We start from the raw sequence: 18,833 nt of genomic DNA on the forward strand, positions 1-18,833 counted from the left end.
AAAGTGCCGCGGGAGAGTTGCAATGATCCGCAAGACCAAGCGCAAATATGGTTGCCCGGTCGAGTTCTCGATCGATCAGCTCAGCGGCAAATGGAAGACGGTGATCCTGAGCCGGCTCAAGGTCCGGCCGATGCGCTATGGCGAATTGCGCCACGACATCCCGCAGCTCAGCGACAAGGTGTTGACCGAACGCCTGCGCGATCTCTGCAATTCAGGCTTTGTCAGGCAGGAGCGTGGCGGCGGCTCCTCGCGCTATTGCCTGACCAAGCGCGGCGAGATGCTGAAGCCGATGCTGCAGGCACTCTACGATTGGGGCGAGGCCAACGCCGACACGTTCGGCGTCCGCTTCCTCGGCGCGGAGGCAGACTAGAGCAAGACGCGAGATTTCGGAATATTAGAAGAATACGTCTGAGTTGCCCGACGTGTCAAGTTGCTTGGTCGAACGCTGGCCACCGCCGGCACCTTTGCATGGGGTTGTTTTCGATATTTTGGCACCGCCCCCGGCGACGGTCGCATAACCACTAGTCCAGAGAGCGGATTTCCGGCGGAACCTTAAGCAAGGAAAGCCCGTTGTCGCGGGACGTTGGGGGTAATCAACACAAGGAATAGTCATGCGCATCCGCATCTCTACGGCGTCCGTCATCGTTGCGGCGCTCTCGCTCGGAACACCTGCTTGGGCGCAGGTGCAGGGAACGCAACCGAAGGCGATGCCGCAGGCTCAATCTGATCAGCCCACCGCCATCCGGAGCATCCAGGTCGTGGACATCAAGGAACTCAAGCCCGACGCCCGGTCAAAGGTCGAGGCTGTCGTCGCAAAGGCAAGCGAAGACGACCTGCGGAACCTTCGCGGTTCCATCGACGCGTCTGAAGAAGCAGTATCCGCGCTGAAGGCGAAGGGCCTCAGCTCGGCACAAGTTGTCGCGGTCAATCTCACCAACGGCATCCTGACGCTTTTCACCAAGACGGCCTGAACAAATTCGCAGCCTGAAGAAATCCGGGCTCAGCAAATTGGGGCCCGCCGGTTCTCGCCGTCGGGCCTCAACGACCGCATCAGGGAAAGGCGCGCCTAGTTCACCGCCTTCGCTGCCGCGCGCCCCGCGTTGCGGCCCGAGAACAGGCAGCCGCCGAGGAACGTGCCTTCCAGCGAGCGATAGCCATGCACGCCGCCACCGCCGAAGCCGGCGGCTTCGCCGGCCGCGTAGAGCCCGCGAATGATCTGGTGATCGTTGCCGAACACCCGCGAATCGAGATCGGTCTCGAATCCGCCGAGCGTCTTGCGGGTGAGGATGTTGAGCTTCACCGCGATCAGCGGGCCGTGCTCGGGATCGAGGATGCGGTGCGGCTTCGCGGTGCGGATTAATTTGTCGCCGATATAGCGCCGTGCATTGTGCAGGTTCATCACCTGCGCATCCTTGACGTAGGGGTTGGTGATCTCGCGGTCGCGCGCCTCGATCTGCGCCTTGATGGCGTCGAGTTGCAACAGATCGTTGCCCGCGAGCTTGTTCATGGCACTGATGAGATCGGCGAGATTGTCGCGCACGATGAAGTCAGCGCCGTGCTGCTTGAACGCCTCCACCGGCGCCGGCGCGCCCTTGTTGGTGGCGCGCTTGATCGTCATGCGCCAGCTCTTGCCGGTGAGGTCGGGGTTCTGTTCGGAGCCGGACAGCGCGAACTCCTTCTTGATGATGCTCTGGGTCAGGATGAACCACGAATAATCGTAACCGGTGCCCATGATGTAGTGCAGTTGCCCGAGCGTGTCGGAGCCCGGGAACAGCGGCGCCGGCAGCCGTTTGCCTGACGCGTCGAACCACAGCGACGACGGTCCCGGCAGGATCCGGATGCCGTGACGCGGCCAGATCGGGTTCCAGTTCCGGATGCCTTCGACGTAGTGCCACATGCGGTCGCGGTTGATCAGCCGCCCGCCCGCAGCCTCGGTGATGCCGATCATGCGACCGTCGACATGTTCGGGCACGCCGGAGATCATGAACTTGGGCGGCTCGCCGAGCCGCTTCGGCCAGTTCTGCCGCACCAGATCATGATTGCCGCCGATGCCGCCGGACGCGACGATCACGGCCTGCGCGCGGAAGGAAAAATCGCCGACGACCTCGCGCGAGGAACTCTTGCCGCGCTCGACCGAGGTCGGTTCCAGGATCACGCCGCTGACGCCGTCGACCACACCGTTGGTGACGCTGAGCGCGTCGACGCGGTGGCGGAACTTGAACACCAGCCGTCCGCTCTTCGCGGCCTCGCGCGCGCGGCGCTCGAACGGCTCGACGATGCCGGGGCCGGTGCCCCAGGTGACGTGGAAGCGCGGCACCGAATTGCCATGGCCCATCGCGTCGTAACCGCCGCGCTCGGCCCAGCCGACCACCGGGAAGATGCGATGGCCCATCGCGCGCAGCCAGTCGCGTTTCTCTCCGGCCGCGAATGCGACATAGGCTTCAGCCCATTTGCGTGGCCAGTAATCCTCCTCGCGATCGAAACCGGCGGTGCCCATCCAGTCCTGCAGTGCGAGGTCGACCGAATCCTTGATGCCGAGCCGGCGCTGCTCCGGCGAATCGACCAGGAACAGGCCGCCAAACGACCAGAAGGCCTGGCCGCCGATGCTCTGTTCCCCTTCCTGGTCGAGCACGATGACGCGCTTGTCTGCGTCGGCAATCTCGGTTGCGGCGACGAGACCGGCAAGCCCCGCGCCAACCACGATCACATCTGCATCCTCAGCCATGTTTGAGTCCCCCGGTCCCATCGGGATTCAAGACCGCCTCATTGCGTGCGGTCAACGCCAAATGGACCTTGCCTGTGGCGGCGGAGCACCAAGCACGCGCGCCACGCTGTTCCAGTTTGGGACCTTTCCCCAGTCCCACTGCAGCGTGCGCGCAACACCCAATTTGAATTTGTTTTGACCGGCTTCGCTCGTCTGGACAAAAATACGCGCGCGCAACACGCTCACGATTGTCTTGCATCACAGACCAAACAGATTCGGTTTCGACTGGGGCTGGCCAAAATGAAGTTGATGACGGGGTTGCTCGCTGCGGTTCTCCTGCTGGCGGGAATGGGGACGTCTCAAGCTGTAGTCAGGATCGCCGACGATCGCGGCGGCAAGATCGGCGTCTATGTCGACAGGTATCAGGACCTGAGGACTTCGGGCGAAACGGTCATCATCGACGGGCTGTGCGCCTCGGCCTGCACCATCGTGCTCGGCAAGGTTCCTCACGACCGGATTTGTGTGACCTCGCACGCCAGCCTCGGCTTCCACGCAGCCTGGGATTACGGTGACAACGGCCGCCCGGTCCCCAATCCCGAAGCCACCCATATGCTGTACCTGATGTATCCGCCGGCGGTACGCAGATGGATTTCGGAGCGTGGTGGCCTGACCCGGCGCATGATCTTCCTGCGCGGCAAGCAACTGCAGGCGCTGTACAAACCGTGCTACCTCAACGCGCAGGCCTCGGCGCCGAAGCCCGCGCACTAAGCTCCGGCTGCGTCTCTGTTTGACCCTCGTCGGCCATTGGCCTGGGCATGCGCCGGGGCCATGGACGAGCAGGCGCCGGAATCGCTCGCCATCATTTGACGGCCTGCGACCGCCATTGCGCTTGCTGCCTGCCGGAACCGGGCTTATCTCAGCCTCATGGTTCAGCCGATCTCCACCCGATCCGAGCTCGTAACGGCTCCGCAGGGCCGGGTAGCGTCCGCGATCCTGTGGGGTGCGGCCGCTATCGGCGGATTGGCCCTGCTTGCCGCCGCCGCGCTCTGGTTCCACTACGGGACCGCGGTGTTTTTCGAAATGATCACGGCCGGCATCTCTGCCTGCTTCTGACAAGGACGCTCTTGCATCATGCCCCGGACCACGCGCCCATTGGTGATCTTCGCTGCCTTCGCGGGCAGTCTGGCGGTCGGCTTGTTCCTCATGCTGTGGGCGATCGGCGGCTTGCGCACCGTTGCCGCGCCGGCCGCGATCGGCGGGTCGTTCCAGCTCACCGACCAGTCCGGCCAGACGGTCACCGACAAGAATCTCCAGGGCAAGCCGACCCTGATTTTCTTCGGATTCACCCATTGCCCGGACATCTGCCCGACCTCGCTGTTCGAGATCTCGGAGGTGCTGAAGGCCATGGGCAAGGACGCCGATCGCGTGAATGCCTATTTCGTCTCGGTCGATCCGGAACGCGACACCGCCACCGCGATGAAGGATTACCTGTCGAGCTTCGATCCGCACCTCAAGGGCCTGACCGGCGATCCCGCCGCGATCGCCAAGGTGCTGTCGAGCTATCGTGTCTACGCCAAGAAAGTGCCGCTGAAGGATGGCGACTACACGATGGACCACACCGCGCTGATCTATCTGATGGACCGCGACGGTCATTTCGTCGCGCCGTTCAATCTGAAACGGACGCCGGAAGAGGCGGCGGCCGATCTCAAACGGTATCTCTGATCGCCATTTCCGGTTCAGAATTAACCCAATCGGCGCTCGCTTCAGGCGCCGATTCGGCTATAAGCCGTTCGATTTCCTGAAATTGCCGGTTATGCCAGACTTGTCCGCCCAGCTCTTTGCCGTCCGCTCCCGCCAGCGTCGCCTGGCCGCGGGCATGATCGCGGCTGCCTTGCTAGCCATGGCGGGTCCTGCGATCGGGCAGACGCCTCCAGCGCAACCACCGGCGGCCAAGACGGCCCCTGCGCCGGCTCCGCCGACCAGACCGGCGCCGGCTGCACCGCAGGCAGCGCCTGCGGCCCCAGCGGCAACCCAGCCAGCCCCGACCCTGCCGCCCAAGGCCGCCGCCGAGGCCGCGCCGCAGGCGGTGCCGGGTTTCTGGGACCCGCGGCGCCGGCCGGACCGCCCGGACCTGTCGCGCCTCACCGTGATCCGCTTCCTGACCGAGACCGACTATCCGCCGTTCAATTTCACCGGTCCCGACGGCAATCCGGCCGGTTTCAACGTCGACCTGGCGCGTTCGCTCTGCGACGAGATCAAGGTCACCTGCACCATCCAGATGCGCCGCTTCGAGACCCTGATCGATGCCCTGGCGACCAACCGTGGCGATGCCATCATCGCGTCGATGGCCGTGACGCCGCAGCTGCGCGCCAAGGTCGATTTCACCGATCCCTATTACCGCGCGCCGGCGCGCTTCGTGTCGCGCCGTGACAACGCGATGCCGGAAATCCGCCCGGAATATCTCGAGGGCAAGAAGGTCGGCGTCATCGCCGGTACCTCGCACGAGGCCTACCTCAAGGCGATGTTCACCGACGCCGAGATCCATTCCTTTCCGGATAACGACGCGCTGCGCGCGGCGCTGCGCCGCGGCGAGGTCGACTTCATCTTTGGCGATGCGATCTCGCTCGCGTTCTGGATCAACGGCACCGATTCCGCCGAATGCTGCGCGTTTGCCGGCGGTCCCTTTGTCGAGAGCCGCTATTTCGGCGAGGGCGTCGGCATCGCCGTCCGCAAGGGTAACGATCTGCTCCGGCAGTCGCTGAACTGGGCGCTGTTCCGGATCTGGGAAAAAGGCCGCTTCACCGACCTGTGGCTGCGCTATTTCTCGGTCAGCCCGTTCTGACGCTGTGGTCTTCACCCTCTCCCCGCAAGAGCGGGGCGAGGGAGCGTCGTTTTGCATTTTGCCGCGAAAGCGTTAGTTTTCGCGGCCTTTTTGGAGAGAACCTGAGGAATGTCCGTGATTGATCCTTCTGCCAGCCCGAGCGACCTGCGGGCGCTCGCCGAACAATCCAACGCCTGGCCGTTCGAGCAGGCGAAAGCGATTGTGGCGCGGCTGAAGAAAAATCCCAAGGACGAGGTGCTGTTCGAGACCGGCTACGGCCCGTCGGGCCTGCCGCATATCGGCACTTTCGGCGAGGTCGCGCGCACCACGATGGTGCGCCACGCCTTCCGCGTGCTCACCGAAGACAAGATCAAGACGCGCCTGCTCGCCTTCTCCGATGACATGGACGGCCTGCGCAAGGTGCCGGACAACGTGCCGAACAAGGAGCTGCTGGAGCAGCATCTCGGCAAGCCGCTGACCAAGGTGCCCGATCCGTTCGGCACCCATCCGAGCTTCGGCCAGCACAACAATGCGCGGCTGCGCGCGTTCCTCGACCAGTTCGGCTTCGACTACGAGTTCGCGAGCTCGACCGAGTACTACACCTCCGGCCGGTTCGATGCCGCGCTGCTGCGCATGCTGGAGCGGATCGAGAAGGTGATGGCGATCATGCTGCCGTCGCTGCGCGAGGAGCGCGCGGCGAGCTACTCGCCGTTCCTGCCGATCTGCCCGCGCACCGGCCTCGTGCTCTACGTGCCGGTGACGGCGCACGACGCCAAGGCCGGCACGATCTCCTACGAAGATCCCGATACCAAGGAGAGCGTCACGGTTCCCGTCACCGGCGGCCGCTGCAAGCTGCAATGGAAGCCGGACTGGGCGATGCGCTGGTACGCCCTCGGCGTCGACTATGAAATGGCCGGCAAGGACCTGATCGACTCGGTGAAGCTGTCGGGCAAGATCTGCTCGGCGCTCGGCGGCACGCCGCCGGAAGGTTTCAACTACGAACTTTTCCTCGACGAGAAGGGCCAGAAGATCTCGAAGTCGAAGGGCAACGGCCTGACGATCGACGAGTGGTTGCGCTACGCCTCGCCGGAATCGCTGTCGCTGTTCATGTATCGCGAGCCCAAGGCGGCGAAGCGGCTCTATTTCGACGTCATCCCGCGCAATGTCGACGACTACCAGCAATTCCTCGACGGCTTCACGCGGCAGGAAGCGCGGCAGCAGCTGCAAAATCCGGTCTGGCACATCCATTCCGGCAAGCCGCCGCAGGCCGATATGCCGGTCACCTTCCAGCTGCTGCTGACGCTGGTGTCGTCGTCGAACGCGGAGAATGCCGAGACGTTGTGGGGCTTCATCGGCCGCTACCGGCCGGGCGTGACGCCGCAGACCCATCCGAAGCTAGACGCGATGGTCGGCTACGCCATCAACTACTATCGCGACTTCGTGGCGCCGACCAAGCAGTTCCGCGAGCCGACCGACGGAGAGCGCGCCGCGCTGCAGGATCTGCGCGATGCGCTCGCCAACATGCCGGCGAACGCGAGCGCGGAAGACATCCAGAACGTGGTCTATGAGATCGGCCGTCGCGAGCCGTTCCTCGACATGGTCAAGAAGGGCAAGGACGGCCGTCCCGGCGTCTCGCTCGACTGGTTCAACATGCTCTACCAGGTGCTGCTCGGACAGGAGAAGGGTCCGCGCTTCGGCTCCTTCGTCGCGGTCTACGGCGTGCAGAACGCGGTCAACATGATCGACGGCGCGCTGGCGCGGTCGTCGTAGGGATCGCGCCGCTCATCGCGGCTCGGCCTGCGCCGCGTCGCGCGGGCCGTCGCTGGTGGCGCGCAACAGCGTCAGCAGCAGGCCGTTGAGCGGCGTCGGCACGCCGTGCCGTTCGCCGGCCGCGACGATCGCGCCGGTGAGAGCGTCGGCTTCGAACGGGCGTCCCGCAACACGATCGAAATACATCGAGGTGCCGGCGTCGGGCGGATAGGTCAACAACGCCGCCAGCATCAGCTCGGCCTCGTCGGGCGCGAGCTGTGCGCCGTCGGCGCGGCCGACATTCGCGGCCTCCTCGAGGATGGCGCGGCACAGCACCTTGACGTCCGCCCGGCGGAACACCGCCTGCCGCTGCAAGGTGAGCGCGGTGATCGGGTTGGCGACCGCATTGAGCAGAAGCTTGCGCCACGCCAGCGTGGTGAAATCGGCGGAGCGCCGCACGCGCATCGCCGTGCCATCCAGCAGCGCTTCGAACGCGCGCCCGTCTGTATCATCGGCAACCGCGAATTCATGCTCGCCGGCGCGGCGGAAGCGGACGCGATCCGGCGCCAGCCGTTCGCCGTTGTAATAGACGATGGTCGGAACGACCGTGGCGGCGCCGAGCAATGACGCCAGCCGCTCCGCGTGGCCGATGCCATTCTGCAGCACCGCGACACGCGTCCGCGGCCCGCACAGCCTCTGCAGCCAGGGCGCGCTCGATTCCGTGTCCTGCGCCTTGGTTGACAACAACACCCAGTCGACCGGCGTAGCCGCCGCCGGATCGGTGAGGGCGCGCAGGGGCACCTCCACCGTGCCTTCCGCCCGCTCGACCGTGAGGCGACCGAGCGGGCGCCGGACACAGGCGACCACGTCATGCTTGTCGACCGCCCGCAGCAGGCCGGTGATGATGCCGCCGATGCTGCCGAGGCCGACGATGGCGATGGTCTTGCGGTCGGATGGTCCTGTCATGGCGTGACTCTGGCTTTGCGGAGTGTGTTGCGTTGGGTTGGAAAGTGCAGGCCGCTCATGTGGCTTTCCGCCGCAGCCAACGAAGCCGCCGATCCGCGGTCTTCGCAGCGCATCATCACATAATGACGCCGAGCCCGCAAAATTCGGGTAGCAGGCCATCGGCAATTTCACCGGAGCCTGGCGCCGGATTGCGCTACACTCGCATCCATAAAATCAGCACGGCCTCCGCCGAGAGGCCGGCACAGATGGGAGCATGCGCATGCAGTTCAGGGTTTCGCCGACATCGCTGCAGGACAGTTCGAGCGCCGAGGAATGGCAGGCGCGGGTCGATCTCGCGGCGGCGCATCGGCTCGCTTACATCCACGGCTTTTCGGAAGGCATCTTCAACCATCTCACCCTCGTGGTGCCCGGCCGCACCGACCGCTACTACCAGATCCCGTTCGGCATGCACTGGTCGGAGGTGACAGCATCGTCCTTCATGGAGGTCGGCATCGACGATGCCGAGGTGAAGCGCGGCGAGGGTGAAGTCGAACGCTCCTGCTATTGCATCCATGCGCCGATCCACAAGGCGCTGCCGCAGGCCAAGGCCGTGTTCCACACCCACATGCCCTATGCGAGCGCGCTGACGCGGCTCGAGGATCCGCGCATCAAGGAGATCGGGCAGACCGAGGTCGGTCTGTCGGAAGCGATTGCCTATGACGATCTCTACACCGGCCCCGCGCTCGATCCCGAGGAAGGCGCGCGGCTCGCCAGGGTGATCGGCAACAAGACCATCCTGTTCATGGCCAATCATGGCATCTCGACCGTCGGCGAGACGGTCGCCGATGCTTATGACCGACTCTATTACATCGAACGCGCCGCGCAGGTGCAGATCTACGCGATGTGGACGCAGCAGCCGCTCAAGCAATTGCCGCAGCACGTGGTGGAGAAGACCAAGCGCGATTTCCGCGACGACCATCTCTACAACGGCCCGTCCCCGGCGCAGCGGCATTTCGATGCGCTGAAGCGGATGCTGGATCGCAAGGAGCCGGACTACGCGACGTAATTCGCGTCAAACTCCACCGTCGTCCCTGCGAAAGCAGGGACCCATAACCACAGGCTCGAGTTGTGGAAGCGCGCTGCGGCCCAAGCGTGGAGCAGCAACAATCATCGGTGGTTATGGGTCCCGGCTTTCGCCGGGACGACACCGGTTTTGTGGCTACTAATTCAGCCAGCTACTGGCTCGCCCACACCACGCGTGCGATCCACGCGACTTCCTCGGCATCGAGCATGCGGTCGGGGTGCTCCGGATTGAGCGACGCGAGTTCCAGCATCTTGGCGGTGCGGCGTCTCAATTCCTTCACCATCACCTCGCCGCCGGTCGTGCGCACCACCACGCGGTCGCCGCGGCGGATCGCGGTCGCGGGTGACACCACGATGATATCACCTTCGCGATAGGCCGGCTTCATCGAGTCGCCCTCGATCTCCAGCGCATAGGCGTGCTCGTCTGATGTCGCCGGCAGCGCGACTTCGTCCCAGCCCTTGCCGGCGGGAAAGCCGCTGTCGTCGAAATAGCCGCCTGCACCGGCCTGCGCGAAGCCGATCAGCGGCACCGACTGTCCGCCGCGCGCGCCATCGCCGAGCAACTGCACGAAGGTCTCCATGCTGGCATTGCTCGCCGCCAGCGCCTTGGAGAGCGATTCGGTCGAGGGCCAGCGCTCGCGCCCGTCGCCCGTCACGCGCTTCGACTTGTTGAAGGTGGTGGGGTCGAGTCCGGACTGCTTGGCAAGGCCGGACGGCGACAGGCCGGCGCGTTCGGCGAGCCGGTCGAGCGCGGCCCAGACCTGCGCGTGGGTCAGCGGTCGGGTGGCTTTGGACTGTTTGGCCATCGAGGACATCCCGGATGGTAGGAATTATTGCCTGAAACTTGGCGTTTTCGCAAATCTGTCGGCCGATGTGTCCTGGCACCGCTTGAGTTGCGCCGCCGCCGCCGATACGGTCCCTCGCTCGCCAGATGGCGTCTGGGGCATTTCCCCTCAAATCCGGATAAAACCCCAAGAGACTCAAGGACAAAAGGGAAGGCCGGCCCGTGCCGATGATCTACAAAATCACTCCCGCTTCGGCCTGGCGCGAGGCCGAGCGGCAGGGCGTGTACCGGGGCAGTGCCGACGACAAACGCGACGGCTTCATCCATTTTTCCACCGCCTCCCAGGTGGCCGAGACCGCGCGCAAGCACTACCACGGGCAAACCGGCCTGTTCCTGGTCGCGGTCGATGCCGATGCGCTGGGCGATGCCCTGCGCTGGGAGCGGTCGCGCAATGGCGAGCTGTTCCCGCATCTCTATGGCGAACTCGACCTCGGCGCGGTCACCGAGATCCTCGACTTGCGCGCGCGCTCCGACGGTGGCCACGACGTTCCGGAGCTCAAGCCGTGATCCGTGCCTTCGACGCCTTTTCGCTGCCGCTGCTGCGCTGGTTCGATCCCGAGGATGCCCATCGCATGGCGATCCAGGGCCTGAAGCTGCTGCCGCCGATCCGGCAGCGGCCGGATGACCCCAAGCTCGCGATGCGCGCCTTCGGACTCAACTTTCCAAACCCGATCGGCATGGCGGCCGGTTTCGACAAGAGCGCCGAGGTGCCCGACGCGCTGCTGCGGCTCGGCTTCGGCTTTGTCGAGATCGGCTCGGTCACGCCGAAGCCGCAAGGCGGCAATCCGCGGCCGCGGCTGTTTCGCCTGGAGCGCGACGAGGCCGTCATCAACCGCATGGGCTTCAACAATGACGGCGCGGAGGCCGTGCTGCGGCGGCTCGCCGCGCGCGCCAGCGCCGGCGGCATTGTCGGGGTCAATGTCGGAGCCAACAAGGATTCGCCCGACCGCGCCGCCGATTATGTGAAGCTGATCGAGACGTTTGCGCCGGTCGCGAGCTATTTCACCGTCAACGTCTCCTCGCCGAACACGCCCGGCCTGCGCAATTTGCAGCAATCGGCCGCGCTCGACGATCTGCTGGCGCGGGTCATCGACACCCGCGAGCGCGTGCGCAAGAACGCCGGCGACTCGCCGGTCCTGCTCAAGATCGCGCCCGACCTCAGCCTTGCCGAACTCGACGACGTCGTGCACATCGCCCGCTCGCGGCGTGTCGACGGCATGATCGTCGCCAACACCACGCTGGCGCGGCCCTCGACCTTGCGCGAGGAGAATCGCGCCAAGGAGCAGGGCGGCCTGTCGGGCCGTCCGCTGTTCCGGCTGTCGACGCGCATGGTGGCCGAGACCTATGTCCGCGTCGAAGGCGCGTTTCCGCTGATCGGCGTCGGCGGCATCGATAGCGGTGGCGCCGCGCTGACCAAGATCCGCGCCGGGGCCAGCCTGATCCAGCTCTATTCCTCGCTGGTCTACAAGGGCATCGGTCTCGTCGACGACATCAAGCGCGATCTGTCCTCGACCCTGCTGCGCACCGGCCGCGACTCGCTATCGGAAATCGTCGGCGCCGATGCGGCGACGATTACAGCCGAGGACTGGCCGGTGAGGTAGCTTCCAAGTTACCTCGCCCCGCTTGCGGGGAGAGGTCGGATCGCATCGCAGATGCGATCCGGGTGAGGGGGAGCTTCCGCGTAATCAGCTCCCACCTCCTCTATGGAGGCAGCCCCTCACCCCAACCCTCTCCCCGCAAGAGCGGGGCGAGGGAGCAGAGCGTCGCTTCGTTCATTTGAACGTCTTCCTGAGCAGCGCCGGATAGCGCAAGCCTTGCAGGCCGCCGCGCGCGACGTAGAAGCCGAGCAGCGCGATCCATAGGCCGGTGTTGCCGAACGAACTGAGCGCCCACCAGCTGGCGAGGAAGATCGCGAGCGAGGCCAGCATCAGATTGCGCATCTCGCGCGCCCAGGTGGCGCCGACATAGATGCCGTCGAAGCCGAACGCGAATACGCCGGGCAGAGGTGCCAGGATCACGAACGGCAGGAACGCGCGCGCATAGCGGCGCACGTCGTCGCTGGTCGTCATCAGATTGATCAGCGCCGGTCCGAACAGCGCGAACAGCACCGATACGACCAGCGCAAAGCCGATGCCCCACAGCAGCACCAGCCGGGTCGAATCGGAAAAGCCGCGTGCATCGCGCGCGCCGAAGGCGCGGCCGCACAGCTGCTGGGCGGCATTGGCGAGGCCGTCGAGAAAGAAGGCGCTGACCAGCAGGAAATTGTTCAGCACCGAATTCGCCGCCAGCGTGACATCGCCTTCGCGCGCGCCCTTGGCGGTGAAAAACAGGAACACGACGATCAGCGCTGCGGTGCGGACCATGATGTCGCGATTGACCGCCAGCATGCGCATCAGCTTGGCGCGGTCGAACAGCGTGGCCGCGGGCACGGCGAAGCCGTCTTGCGAGATCCGCCACGCCACGACGATGCCGACCGCAAAACCGGCGGTCTCGGCGAGCACGGCGGCGATCGCGGCACCGGCAATGCCAGCGCCGTAAACCTGCACCAGCAGCACGGTCGCGGCCATGTTGATCAGGTTGATCACGATCTGCAGCGCCAGCGCCAGATTGGCGCGGGCCTGGCCGACCAGCCAGCCCAGGATGACGTAATTGGCGAGCGCCAGCGGCGCCGACCAGATCCGGATCATGAAATAGCTCTTGGCCGCGCGCGTGACGCCCTCGCTGCCGCCCATCAGCTGGAATGTGACCGCGGCGAGCGGCACCTGCAGCGCGATCAGCGCCGCGCCGATCAGGCCGGCGACGATGAAGCCGCGCACCAGGATTGCGGCATATTCCTTGATCTCGCCGGCGCCCTGCGCCTGCGCGGTGAAAGCCAGCGTGCTCATGCGCAGGAAGGCGAACAGCCAGAACAGGCAGTCGAAGATCACCGAGGCCATCGCCACCCCGCCGAGCAGCGCGGCGTCGTCGAGGCGGCCGATCGCGGTGGTCGAGACGATGCCGATCAGCGGCGTGGTCAGGTTGGCGACCATCGCGGGGCCGGCGATGGCGAATACCTGGCGCGTCGTGATCTTCGGGTGGATGGGTGCGTGCATGGCTACAATTGCAGGGAATATGCGTTTCTATCGCGACATCCGTCGCGCGACCATGCCGGAATTGTTCTCAGATCAATGCGGTGGCGGAGGGGCTGTGGGCAAGGCATTGCATGCTCAGAGCGCCACGACCATGCCGTCGCTTGCTGCCGCGTAAGGCAGGGCGTCGATGCGGCCGAGCATATCGTCGCTCATATGGGTCAGCACCACGCGCTTGGCGTTGATGGCGGGCAAATGCGCTTCCAGCGTCTTCAGGCTGAGATGGTTCTTGACCGTTTTGTCGTACATGTAGGCTTCGGCGATGAAGAGGTCGGCGTCCTGCGCCGCCGGGATCAGCGCGTCGGTCCATTCGGTGTCGGCGCTGTAGCTGATGATGCGGCCTTCCGCCCCGACGCGATAGGCGAGGAACGGCCCGCCGGATTCGCCATGCACGACAGGGTAGGGCGTCACGGTCACCTCGCCGAAGCTGCGCGTTTCGCGCGGCGCGAGCGTGACGACGGACAGATCGAAGCGTTGTTTGGTTTTGGAGGAATGCTCGAACATCACCTCCATCACCGCCGGTAGTTTCGTTTCGATGCCTTGCGGCCCGGCGATCGCCAGCGGCCGGGTGCGGCGGGAGAACTGCGCGTCGAGCAGGAAGAACGGCAGGCCAGCGAAATGATCGCCGTGGAAATGCGTGATCAGGATCAGGTCGATTGCGTCGCGGTCGATCTCGAGCCGCTTCATCGCCGGCAGCGACGAGGCGCCGCAATCGATCAGGAAATTGCTGCGCGCGCCGCTGACGTGGAAACAGGTGTTGAAGCGGCCGCCGGAGCCGAATGCATCGCCGCAGCCGACAAATCGCAATTGCATCGGCTGTGCACTCTCCCTGGGATCAGCGGCCGCGCGGCGCGCCGAACAGCCGCGACAACAGCCAGATCGGGATCACGATGACAGCGCCGAGCAGGAAGTAGCGCCAGGCCCAGTTGATCGCGTCGAAGCCGAAATCCCAGATGCTCTGGAACAGCCTGCGGATGCTGGTGAGGATGTTCCATGGATCGAGGCCGATCGCGGCGAGCACGACACCGACCAGAATCGACAGCAGAATCAACCGGAACGCCACGGAGAGCGGCGATCCGCCGAGAAAGCGGTACAGGCCGTCACTCCGGCCGGCCGGCAAGTCCCGGATATTGTCTGGCATTGCTGTCTCCCGCGGAATCGCCCGCATTATAGGTCACGGCGGTGCACATGGGAAACCCGCGCACCGCGATCAATGGCTGCCATGCGCGCTTCGGATTTAACTTCCTGTCATGGAGATTAACATCCGTTCAAGCGTCTCCAGCCGGTCGGCTTCGCGCGGCGGCTTGTCCCAGCGCAGGCGGCTGATCCGGGGGAAGCGCATCGCGACGCCGGACTTGTGACGCGGCGAGCGCTGCAAGCCCTCGAAGGCGACCTCCAGCACCAGCCCCTGATCCGGCTCGTGCACGACATGGCGTACCGGGCCGAACTTCTCGGTGGTGTTGCGGCGGACGAAGCGGTCGATCTGCAACAGCTCCTCGTCGGTGAAGCCGAAATAGGCCTTGCCGACCGGCACCAGCTCGTCGCCGGCTTCGCCATGGGTCCAGACCCCAAACGTGTAGTCGGAGTAATAGGACGAGCGCTTGCCGTGGCCGCGCTGGGCATACATCAGCACGGCGTCGATGATGTGCGGATCGCGCTTCCACTTCCACCACGGTCCTTTCGGCCGTCCGGGCAGATAAGGCGCGTCGCGCCGCTTCAGCATCACGCCTTCTACCGCGTCGGCATCGTCGCCGGCGCCCGCACTCTTGGGATCGGCGCGCGCCGCGGCCAGCTCTTCCCAGCTCGCGAACGGGACGGTTGGCGACAGATCGATGCGCGGATCATTCAGCTTGGCGACGAAGGCTTCGAGATGCGCGCGGCGTTCGGCGAAGGGCAGTTCGCGCAGATCGTTCTCGTCGTCGCCGAGCAGGTCGTAGGCGCGCAGGTGGATCGGAAATTCCTTGATCAGCTTCGGCGAAACGACCTTGCGGTTCAGCCGCTGCTGCAACACGTTGAAGGTCTGCACGCGGCCGTCGCGCAGCACCAGCAACTCGCCGTCGATCGCGCCGGGCAGATGCAGCGACGGCACGAGGTCGGGGAAGCTGCCGGTGATATCCTCGCCGGTGCGCGAATAGAGCCGCGCCTGGACGTGGCCGCGCGCATCGCGGCCGGACACCGCCTGCACCCGGATGCCGTCCCATTTCCATTCCGCGCTGAAATCCGCGGCGTCGAGATTGGCGAAATCGCTATCCTCGATCGCATGCGCCAGCATCACCGGGCGGAACGGCGCAGGGTCGCGGTTGACCGGTTTGTCGCCGTGGCCCTCGAGCCAGGCAAACAGGTCGAGATAGGGCGGCGCCAGGCCCGGCCACAGCAGCTCGATCTCGTGCGCGTCCTTGTCGCCGAGCGCCGCCGCCGCGGTCTTCGCCAGCCGCGCCGAGATCCCGATCCGCATCGCGCCGGTGACGAGCTTCAAGAGCGCCCAGCGCCCGGTCTCGTCGAGCTCGTCCAGCCAGCGCGCCAGCTGCGCCGGCAGCTCGGCCTTGCCGAGCGTGCGCAACGTGGTGACGACATCGGTGAGGGAGGGAGGAGGTGGGTTGTTGTGGCGGGTACTGGGCGGCGAGTCTTCTTCACCTCTCCCGCTTGCGGGGGAGGTCGGATCGTTCGGCTGCGCGTCAGCGCGGTCGAGCGATCCGGGTGGGGGCTCTTTCCGCTTGTCGACCGTGTGGAGAGACCCCCACCCCGACCCTCCCCCGCAAGCGGGAGAGGGAGAAGATTTCGGCCACATCAGCGCAACCGTCTCCGAAAGATCGCCGACGTAATCGTAGGAGTAGCCGAACAGCACCGGGTCGGCGCGTTCGGTGATCAGGTCGCGGATCAGCCCAGGCTTGGCGTGCTTGAACGACAGCGCGCCGGTCAGCGCCGCCAGCGCGTAGCCGCGGTCGGGGTCCTCGGTTTCGCGGAAATAGGCGACCAGCAGCTTGATCTTGTTGTTGCGGCCGGGCTCGTAGGCGAGGCGGTCGAGCAGCTCGGCAAAGCGGTTCATGGCTTCTTGGTCTCGCCGACGGGCTGGGCCTCGCCGGTCAGTGCGGCCGTCTCGCCTTCGTCCTCGTCGCCATAGCCGACCAGATCGAGCGGCCGCGCGGCAAGGCCCTTGGTCTTGCACCAATGCACCAGCGCGTCTTCCTGGCCGTGGGTGACCCAGATCTCGCCTGCACCAGTGGCGGCGATCGTCGCCGTCAGGCCATCCCAATCGGCATGATCTGATATCACCAGCGGCAGCTCGACGCCGCCTTGCCGGGCCCGCGCGCGTACGCGCATCCAGCCCGAGGCGAATGCGGTGACTGGATCGGGAAAGCGGCGCGTCCAGACATCGGATGTCGCGCTTGGCGGCGCCAGCGTAATGGTGCCGGCAAGCTCGGCTTTCTTCATGCCGCGCGCGGGCCGGAGCTCGCCGAGCGGAATGCCGCGCTCCTGATAGTAATAGGTGATCTTCTCCATCGCGCCATGCAAATAGATGGGTGCGTCGTAGCCGGCCTCGCGCAGCAGCGCGATCACGCGCTGCGCCTTGCCGAGCGAGTAGGCGCCGACCAGATGCGCGCGCTCCGGAAACAATTTGACCGACGCCAGCAGCTTGTTCACTTCGCCGGCGGCATCGCCATGGCGGAACACCGGCAATCCAAACGTCGCCTCAGATATGAAGACATCGCAGGGCACCAGCTCGAACGGCGCGCAGGTCGGGTCGCGCGCATCCTTGTAGTCGCCGGAGGCGACGATGCGGGTGTCCTTGCAGGTGACCGATATCTGGGCGGAGCCCAGCACATGGCCGGCGGGATGAAACGTCACCGTGACGTCGCCGAGCCTGATCTCCTCGCCATACGCGATCGCCTGCACAGCGCCGGCGAAGTTCTCGCCATAGCGCAGCCGCATCATGTCGAGCGTTTCCTGGGTCGCGAGCACAGCGCCATGGCCCGCCCGCGCATGGTCGGAATGGCCATGGGTGATCAGCGCCCGCTCGACCGGCCTAACAGGATCGATGTGGAAGCCGCCGGGCTTGCAGCAAAGCCCGGCCGGGACGGGCATCAGGATGTCTTGCGGGCGCATCGTCCCTATATAGGCGCTCGATCCGCGATGTTTAGCCGGATCCGCGGGCTTGACCCGTGCATCCATCTCCGGAAAAAGTCCGTGCTTTGATGGATGGCCGGACCCGGCCGAGATTGGTTCCTTAAAGCGAATGGCCCCCCGCCTGTTTCTGTCCTCCGGCGACCTGGTCGCCGACCGCCGCTACGAGTTCGCGCGCGACCTGCAATTGAAGGGCGATCTGCCGGCTGCCGCCGAACTGCTCGAACAGGCGATCGAGCTTGTGCCGAAATTCCCGTCAGCCTGGTACACGCTGGGCAAGATCCGCCTGGAGCTCGGCCAGCGCGATGCCGCGATCGCAGCGTTCCGCGGCGCGCGCGACGCCGATCCCGAAGACCGTCATGGCGCCGGCCTGCACCTGATGCAGCTCGGCGTCGAGGCCGTCAGCGCGATGCCGCCGGGCTATGTGCAGACGCTGTTCGATCAATATGCGCCACGCTTCGAGGCCGCGCTGGTCGGCGATCTCGGCTATCGCGGCCCGGCGCTGCTGTTCAAGGCGGTGCTGTCGGTGCGTGCGGGCGCAAAGCAGCCGGCCTTCTTCAAGCGCGCGATCGATCTCGGCTGCGGCACCGGGCTGGCGGCCGGTGCGTTCGAGCGGCATGTCGATCGCTTCATCGGCATCGACCTGTCGCCGCGCATGATCGACAAGGCGCGTGCCACCGGCCTCTATGCCGAGCTCGAGGTCGACGACATGTTGAAGGCCGTTTCGGCCAGGCGCGAGGCCAGCGCCGAATTGATCCTGGCCGCGGATGCAATGGTCTATGTCGCCGATCTCGCGCCGGTGCTCGCCGAGGCCAGCCGTGTGCTGGTGGCGGGCGGCGTGCTCGCCTTCACGGCCGAGACCCATGACGGCGAAGGCGTCATCATCGGCGAGGGACTGCGCTACGCCCACAGCGCAGCTTATGTGCGCGCCTCCGTCGCTGCCGCGGGGCTGACGCTGGCCCTGCTCGACGATCTCTCGGCGCGCAATGAAGACAATATCCCGGCACCCGGACTCGTCGCCGTGGCCGTGAAGCCGTGACGCACCCTCTCCCCTTGTGGGAGAGGGTGGATTCGATGCGGTCGCATCGAAGCCGGGTGAGGGGTTTTTCTCCGCGGATAGAGACCCCTCATCCGGCTCGCATCTTCGATGCGAGCCACCTTCTCCCACAAGGGGAGAAGGGAAGAGGCAGCCCCGCACTCAACTTGAGTCTACACGCTACGCATTTGCCGTGACGCGGCATTGCGCCGCAAAGCTGTGACTTCGCGCTTGCCCGGCGCAAGGCGGAATGCGAGAGCTTTTCGCCTCAGGGAGAGAAGCAATGAAAAAACAAACACGGCGCGAGTTCGGCGCCACCGCATTGTCTGTGATCGCTGCGTCCGTGCTGCCCGCGCCCTTCGTCCGGGCCGCCGACAAGAAATACGATCCGGGTGCGAGCG

The 18,833-nt window shown here is 65.5% G+C and carries 19 protein-coding genes; 11 read left to right on the plus strand and 8 right to left on the minus strand.

Annotation, left to right across the window (positions count from 1 at the left end; all coding sequences use genetic code 11):
• The first annotated feature begins 22 nt into the window (after positions 1–22).
• Both IF803_RS26295 and IF803_RS26300 read left to right on the plus strand, forming a co-directional pair.
• Entirely contained in the window at positions 23–370 is a 348-nt protein-coding gene (locus IF803_RS26295; protein WP_194458128.1) for a winged helix-turn-helix transcriptional regulator, read from the plus strand.
• Between the two features lie 241 nt (positions 371–611).
• Entirely contained in the window at positions 612–971 is a 360-nt protein-coding gene (locus IF803_RS26300; RefSeq protein ID WP_038384505.1) for a hypothetical protein, read from the plus strand.
• A 95-nt stretch (positions 972–1,066) separates the two neighbouring features.
• Here IF803_RS26300 and IF803_RS26305 read toward each other — a convergent pair whose 3' ends face one another.
• A complete protein-coding gene (locus IF803_RS26305) occupies positions 1,067–2,725 on the minus strand; it encodes an FAD-binding dehydrogenase (protein ID WP_461194024.1) in 1,659 nt (552 codons plus the stop codon).
• Positions 2,726–3,004: 279 nt separating this feature from the next.
• Between IF803_RS26305 and IF803_RS26310 the strand changes: the two genes are divergently transcribed.
• The 5 genes from IF803_RS26310 (at position 3,005) to IF803_RS26330 (ending at position 7,295) form a co-directional block, all read left to right on the plus strand.
• A complete protein-coding gene (locus IF803_RS26310; RefSeq protein WP_028339032.1) occupies positions 3,005–3,472 on the plus strand; it encodes a hypothetical protein in 468 nt (155 codons plus the stop codon).
• Positions 3,473–3,628: 156 nt separating this feature from the next.
• Positions 3,629–3,817, plus strand: coding sequence for a hypothetical protein (locus IF803_RS26315; RefSeq protein WP_411784147.1), 189 nt, complete (start codon positions 3,629–3,631; stop codon positions 3,815–3,817).
• 18 nt (positions 3,818–3,835) lie between these two features.
• A complete protein-coding gene (locus IF803_RS26320; protein ID WP_028339030.1) occupies positions 3,836–4,426 on the plus strand; it encodes an SCO family protein in 591 nt (196 codons plus the stop codon).
• Positions 4,427–4,517: 91 nt separating this feature from the next.
• Entirely contained in the window at positions 4,518–5,546 is a 1,029-nt protein-coding gene (locus tag IF803_RS26325) for a transporter substrate-binding domain-containing protein (protein ID WP_461194026.1), read from the plus strand.
• Positions 5,547–5,654: 108 nt separating this feature from the next.
• Positions 5,655–7,295 carry a lysine--tRNA ligase gene (locus IF803_RS26330; RefSeq protein ID WP_076832417.1) on the plus strand — a complete coding sequence of 547 codons (1,641 nt, stop codon included), beginning with the start codon at positions 5,655–5,657 and terminating at the stop codon, positions 7,293–7,295.
• 12 nt (positions 7,296–7,307) lie between these two features.
• On the opposite strand, the gene IF803_RS26335 is transcribed toward IF803_RS26330, so the two are convergent.
• Entirely contained in the window at positions 7,308–8,240 is a 933-nt protein-coding gene (locus IF803_RS26335; RefSeq protein WP_461194028.1) for a 2-dehydropantoate 2-reductase, read from the minus strand.
• A 259-nt stretch (positions 8,241–8,499) separates the two neighbouring features.
• Between IF803_RS26335 and IF803_RS26340 the strand changes: the two genes are divergently transcribed.
• On the plus strand, positions 8,500–9,285 hold the full coding sequence (locus tag IF803_RS26340; protein WP_225642150.1) for a class II aldolase/adducin family protein: 786 nt from the start codon (positions 8,500–8,502) through the stop codon (positions 9,283–9,285).
• A 169-nt stretch (positions 9,286–9,454) separates the two neighbouring features.
• On the opposite strand, the gene IF803_RS26345 is transcribed toward IF803_RS26340, so the two are convergent.
• Positions 9,455–10,108: a S24 family peptidase gene (locus IF803_RS26345; protein ID WP_461194030.1), complete on the minus strand. Its 654-nt coding sequence runs from the start codon at positions 10,106–10,108 to the stop codon at positions 9,455–9,457.
• Between the two features lie 200 nt (positions 10,109–10,308).
• On the opposite strand from IF803_RS26345, the gene IF803_RS26350 reads away from it, so the two are divergent.
• Positions 10,309–10,653 carry a DUF952 domain-containing protein gene (locus IF803_RS26350; protein ID WP_028339025.1) on the plus strand — a complete coding sequence of 115 codons (345 nt, stop codon included), beginning with the start codon at positions 10,309–10,311 and terminating at the stop codon, positions 10,651–10,653.
• A complete protein-coding gene (locus tag IF803_RS26355) occupies positions 10,650–11,747 on the plus strand; it encodes a quinone-dependent dihydroorotate dehydrogenase (protein ID WP_461194032.1) in 1,098 nt (365 codons plus the stop codon). Before IF803_RS26350 ends, IF803_RS26355 begins: the two co-directional genes overlap by 4 nt.
• Positions 11,748–11,918: 171 nt before the next feature.
• Here IF803_RS26355 and IF803_RS26360 read toward each other — a convergent pair whose 3' ends face one another.
• The 5 genes from IF803_RS26360 to IF803_RS26380 all read right to left on the minus strand — a co-directional run bounded on the left by IF803_RS26360 (position 11,919) and on the right by IF803_RS26380 (position 17,378).
• Positions 11,919–13,238 carry an MATE family efflux transporter gene (locus tag IF803_RS26360; RefSeq protein ID WP_461194033.1) on the minus strand — a complete coding sequence of 440 codons (1,320 nt, stop codon included), beginning with the start codon at positions 13,236–13,238 and terminating at the stop codon, positions 11,919–11,921.
• 114 nt (positions 13,239–13,352) lie between these two features.
• Positions 13,353–14,087: an MBL fold metallo-hydrolase gene (locus IF803_RS26365; RefSeq protein WP_461194034.1), complete on the minus strand. Its 735-nt coding sequence runs from the start codon at positions 14,085–14,087 to the stop codon at positions 13,353–13,355.
• Positions 14,088–14,109: 22 nt separating this feature from the next.
• Positions 14,110–14,415: a DUF6460 domain-containing protein gene (locus tag IF803_RS26370; protein WP_016844848.1), complete on the minus strand. Its 306-nt coding sequence runs from the start codon at positions 14,413–14,415 to the stop codon at positions 14,110–14,112.
• Between the two features lie 96 nt (positions 14,416–14,511).
• Positions 14,512–16,320, minus strand: coding sequence for a cisplatin damage response ATP-dependent DNA ligase (locus IF803_RS26375; RefSeq protein WP_461194036.1), 1,809 nt, complete (start codon positions 16,318–16,320; stop codon positions 14,512–14,514).
• On the minus strand, positions 16,317–17,378 hold the full coding sequence (locus IF803_RS26380) for a ligase-associated DNA damage response exonuclease (protein WP_461194037.1): 1,062 nt from the start codon (positions 17,376–17,378) through the stop codon (positions 16,317–16,319). Before IF803_RS26380 ends, IF803_RS26375 begins: the two co-directional genes overlap by 4 nt.
• Positions 17,379–17,508: 130 nt before the next feature.
• On the opposite strand from IF803_RS26380, the gene IF803_RS26385 reads away from it, so the two are divergent.
• Positions 17,509–18,435: a class I SAM-dependent DNA methyltransferase gene (locus IF803_RS26385; protein WP_461194038.1), complete on the plus strand. Its 927-nt coding sequence runs from the start codon at positions 17,509–17,511 to the stop codon at positions 18,433–18,435.
• Positions 18,436–18,833 lie beyond the last annotated feature (398 nt).

The sequence above is a fragment of the Bradyrhizobium sp. UFLA06-06 genome (assembly GCF_054820065.1).

Excerpts from the sequence above, each read along its gene's own strand:
- IF803_RS26345 (WP_461194030.1), bottom strand. The coding sequence starts at position 10,108 with ATGGCCAAACAGTCCAAAGCCACCCGACCGCTGACCCACGCGCAGGTC.
- IF803_RS26365 (WP_461194034.1), bottom strand. The coding sequence starts at position 14,087 with ATGCAATTGCGATTTGTCGGCTGCGGCGATGCATTCGGCTCCGGCGGC.
- IF803_RS26315 (WP_411784147.1), top strand. The coding sequence starts at position 3,629 with ATGGTTCAGCCGATCTCCACCCGATCCGAGCTCGTAACGGCTCCGCAG.
- IF803_RS26340 (WP_225642150.1), top strand. The coding sequence starts at position 8,500 with ATGCAGTTCAGGGTTTCGCCGACATCGCTGCAGGACAGTTCGAGCGCC.
- IF803_RS26300 (WP_038384505.1), top strand. The coding sequence starts at position 612 with ATGCGCATCCGCATCTCTACGGCGTCCGTCATCGTTGCGGCGCTCTCG.
- IF803_RS26320 (WP_028339030.1), top strand. The coding sequence starts at position 3,836 with ATGCCCCGGACCACGCGCCCATTGGTGATCTTCGCTGCCTTCGCGGGC.
- IF803_RS26295 (WP_194458128.1), top strand. The coding sequence starts at position 23 with ATGATCCGCAAGACCAAGCGCAAATATGGTTGCCCGGTCGAGTTCTCG.
- IF803_RS26305 (WP_461194024.1), bottom strand. The coding sequence starts at position 2,725 with ATGGCTGAGGATGCAGATGTGATCGTGGTTGGCGCGGGGCTTGCCGGT.
- IF803_RS26310 (WP_028339032.1), top strand. The coding sequence starts at position 3,005 with ATGAAGTTGATGACGGGGTTGCTCGCTGCGGTTCTCCTGCTGGCGGGA.
- IF803_RS26380 (WP_461194037.1), bottom strand. The coding sequence starts at position 17,378 with ATGCGCCCGCAAGACATCCTGATGCCCGTCCCGGCCGGGCTTTGCTGC.
- IF803_RS26330 (WP_076832417.1), top strand. The coding sequence starts at position 5,655 with ATGTCCGTGATTGATCCTTCTGCCAGCCCGAGCGACCTGCGGGCGCTC.
- IF803_RS26335 (WP_461194028.1), bottom strand. The coding sequence starts at position 8,240 with ATGACAGGACCATCCGACCGCAAGACCATCGCCATCGTCGGCCTCGGC.
- IF803_RS26360 (WP_461194033.1), bottom strand. The coding sequence starts at position 13,238 with ATGCACGCACCCATCCACCCGAAGATCACGACGCGCCAGGTATTCGCC.
- IF803_RS26375 (WP_461194036.1), bottom strand. The coding sequence starts at position 16,320 with ATGAACCGCTTTGCCGAGCTGCTCGACCGCCTCGCCTACGAGCCCGGC.
- IF803_RS26325 (WP_461194026.1), top strand. The coding sequence starts at position 4,518 with ATGCCAGACTTGTCCGCCCAGCTCTTTGCCGTCCGCTCCCGCCAGCGT.
- IF803_RS26385 (WP_461194038.1), top strand. The coding sequence starts at position 17,509 with ATGGCCCCCCGCCTGTTTCTGTCCTCCGGCGACCTGGTCGCCGACCGC.
- IF803_RS26370 (WP_016844848.1), bottom strand. The coding sequence starts at position 14,415 with ATGCCAGACAATATCCGGGACTTGCCGGCCGGCCGGAGTGACGGCCTG.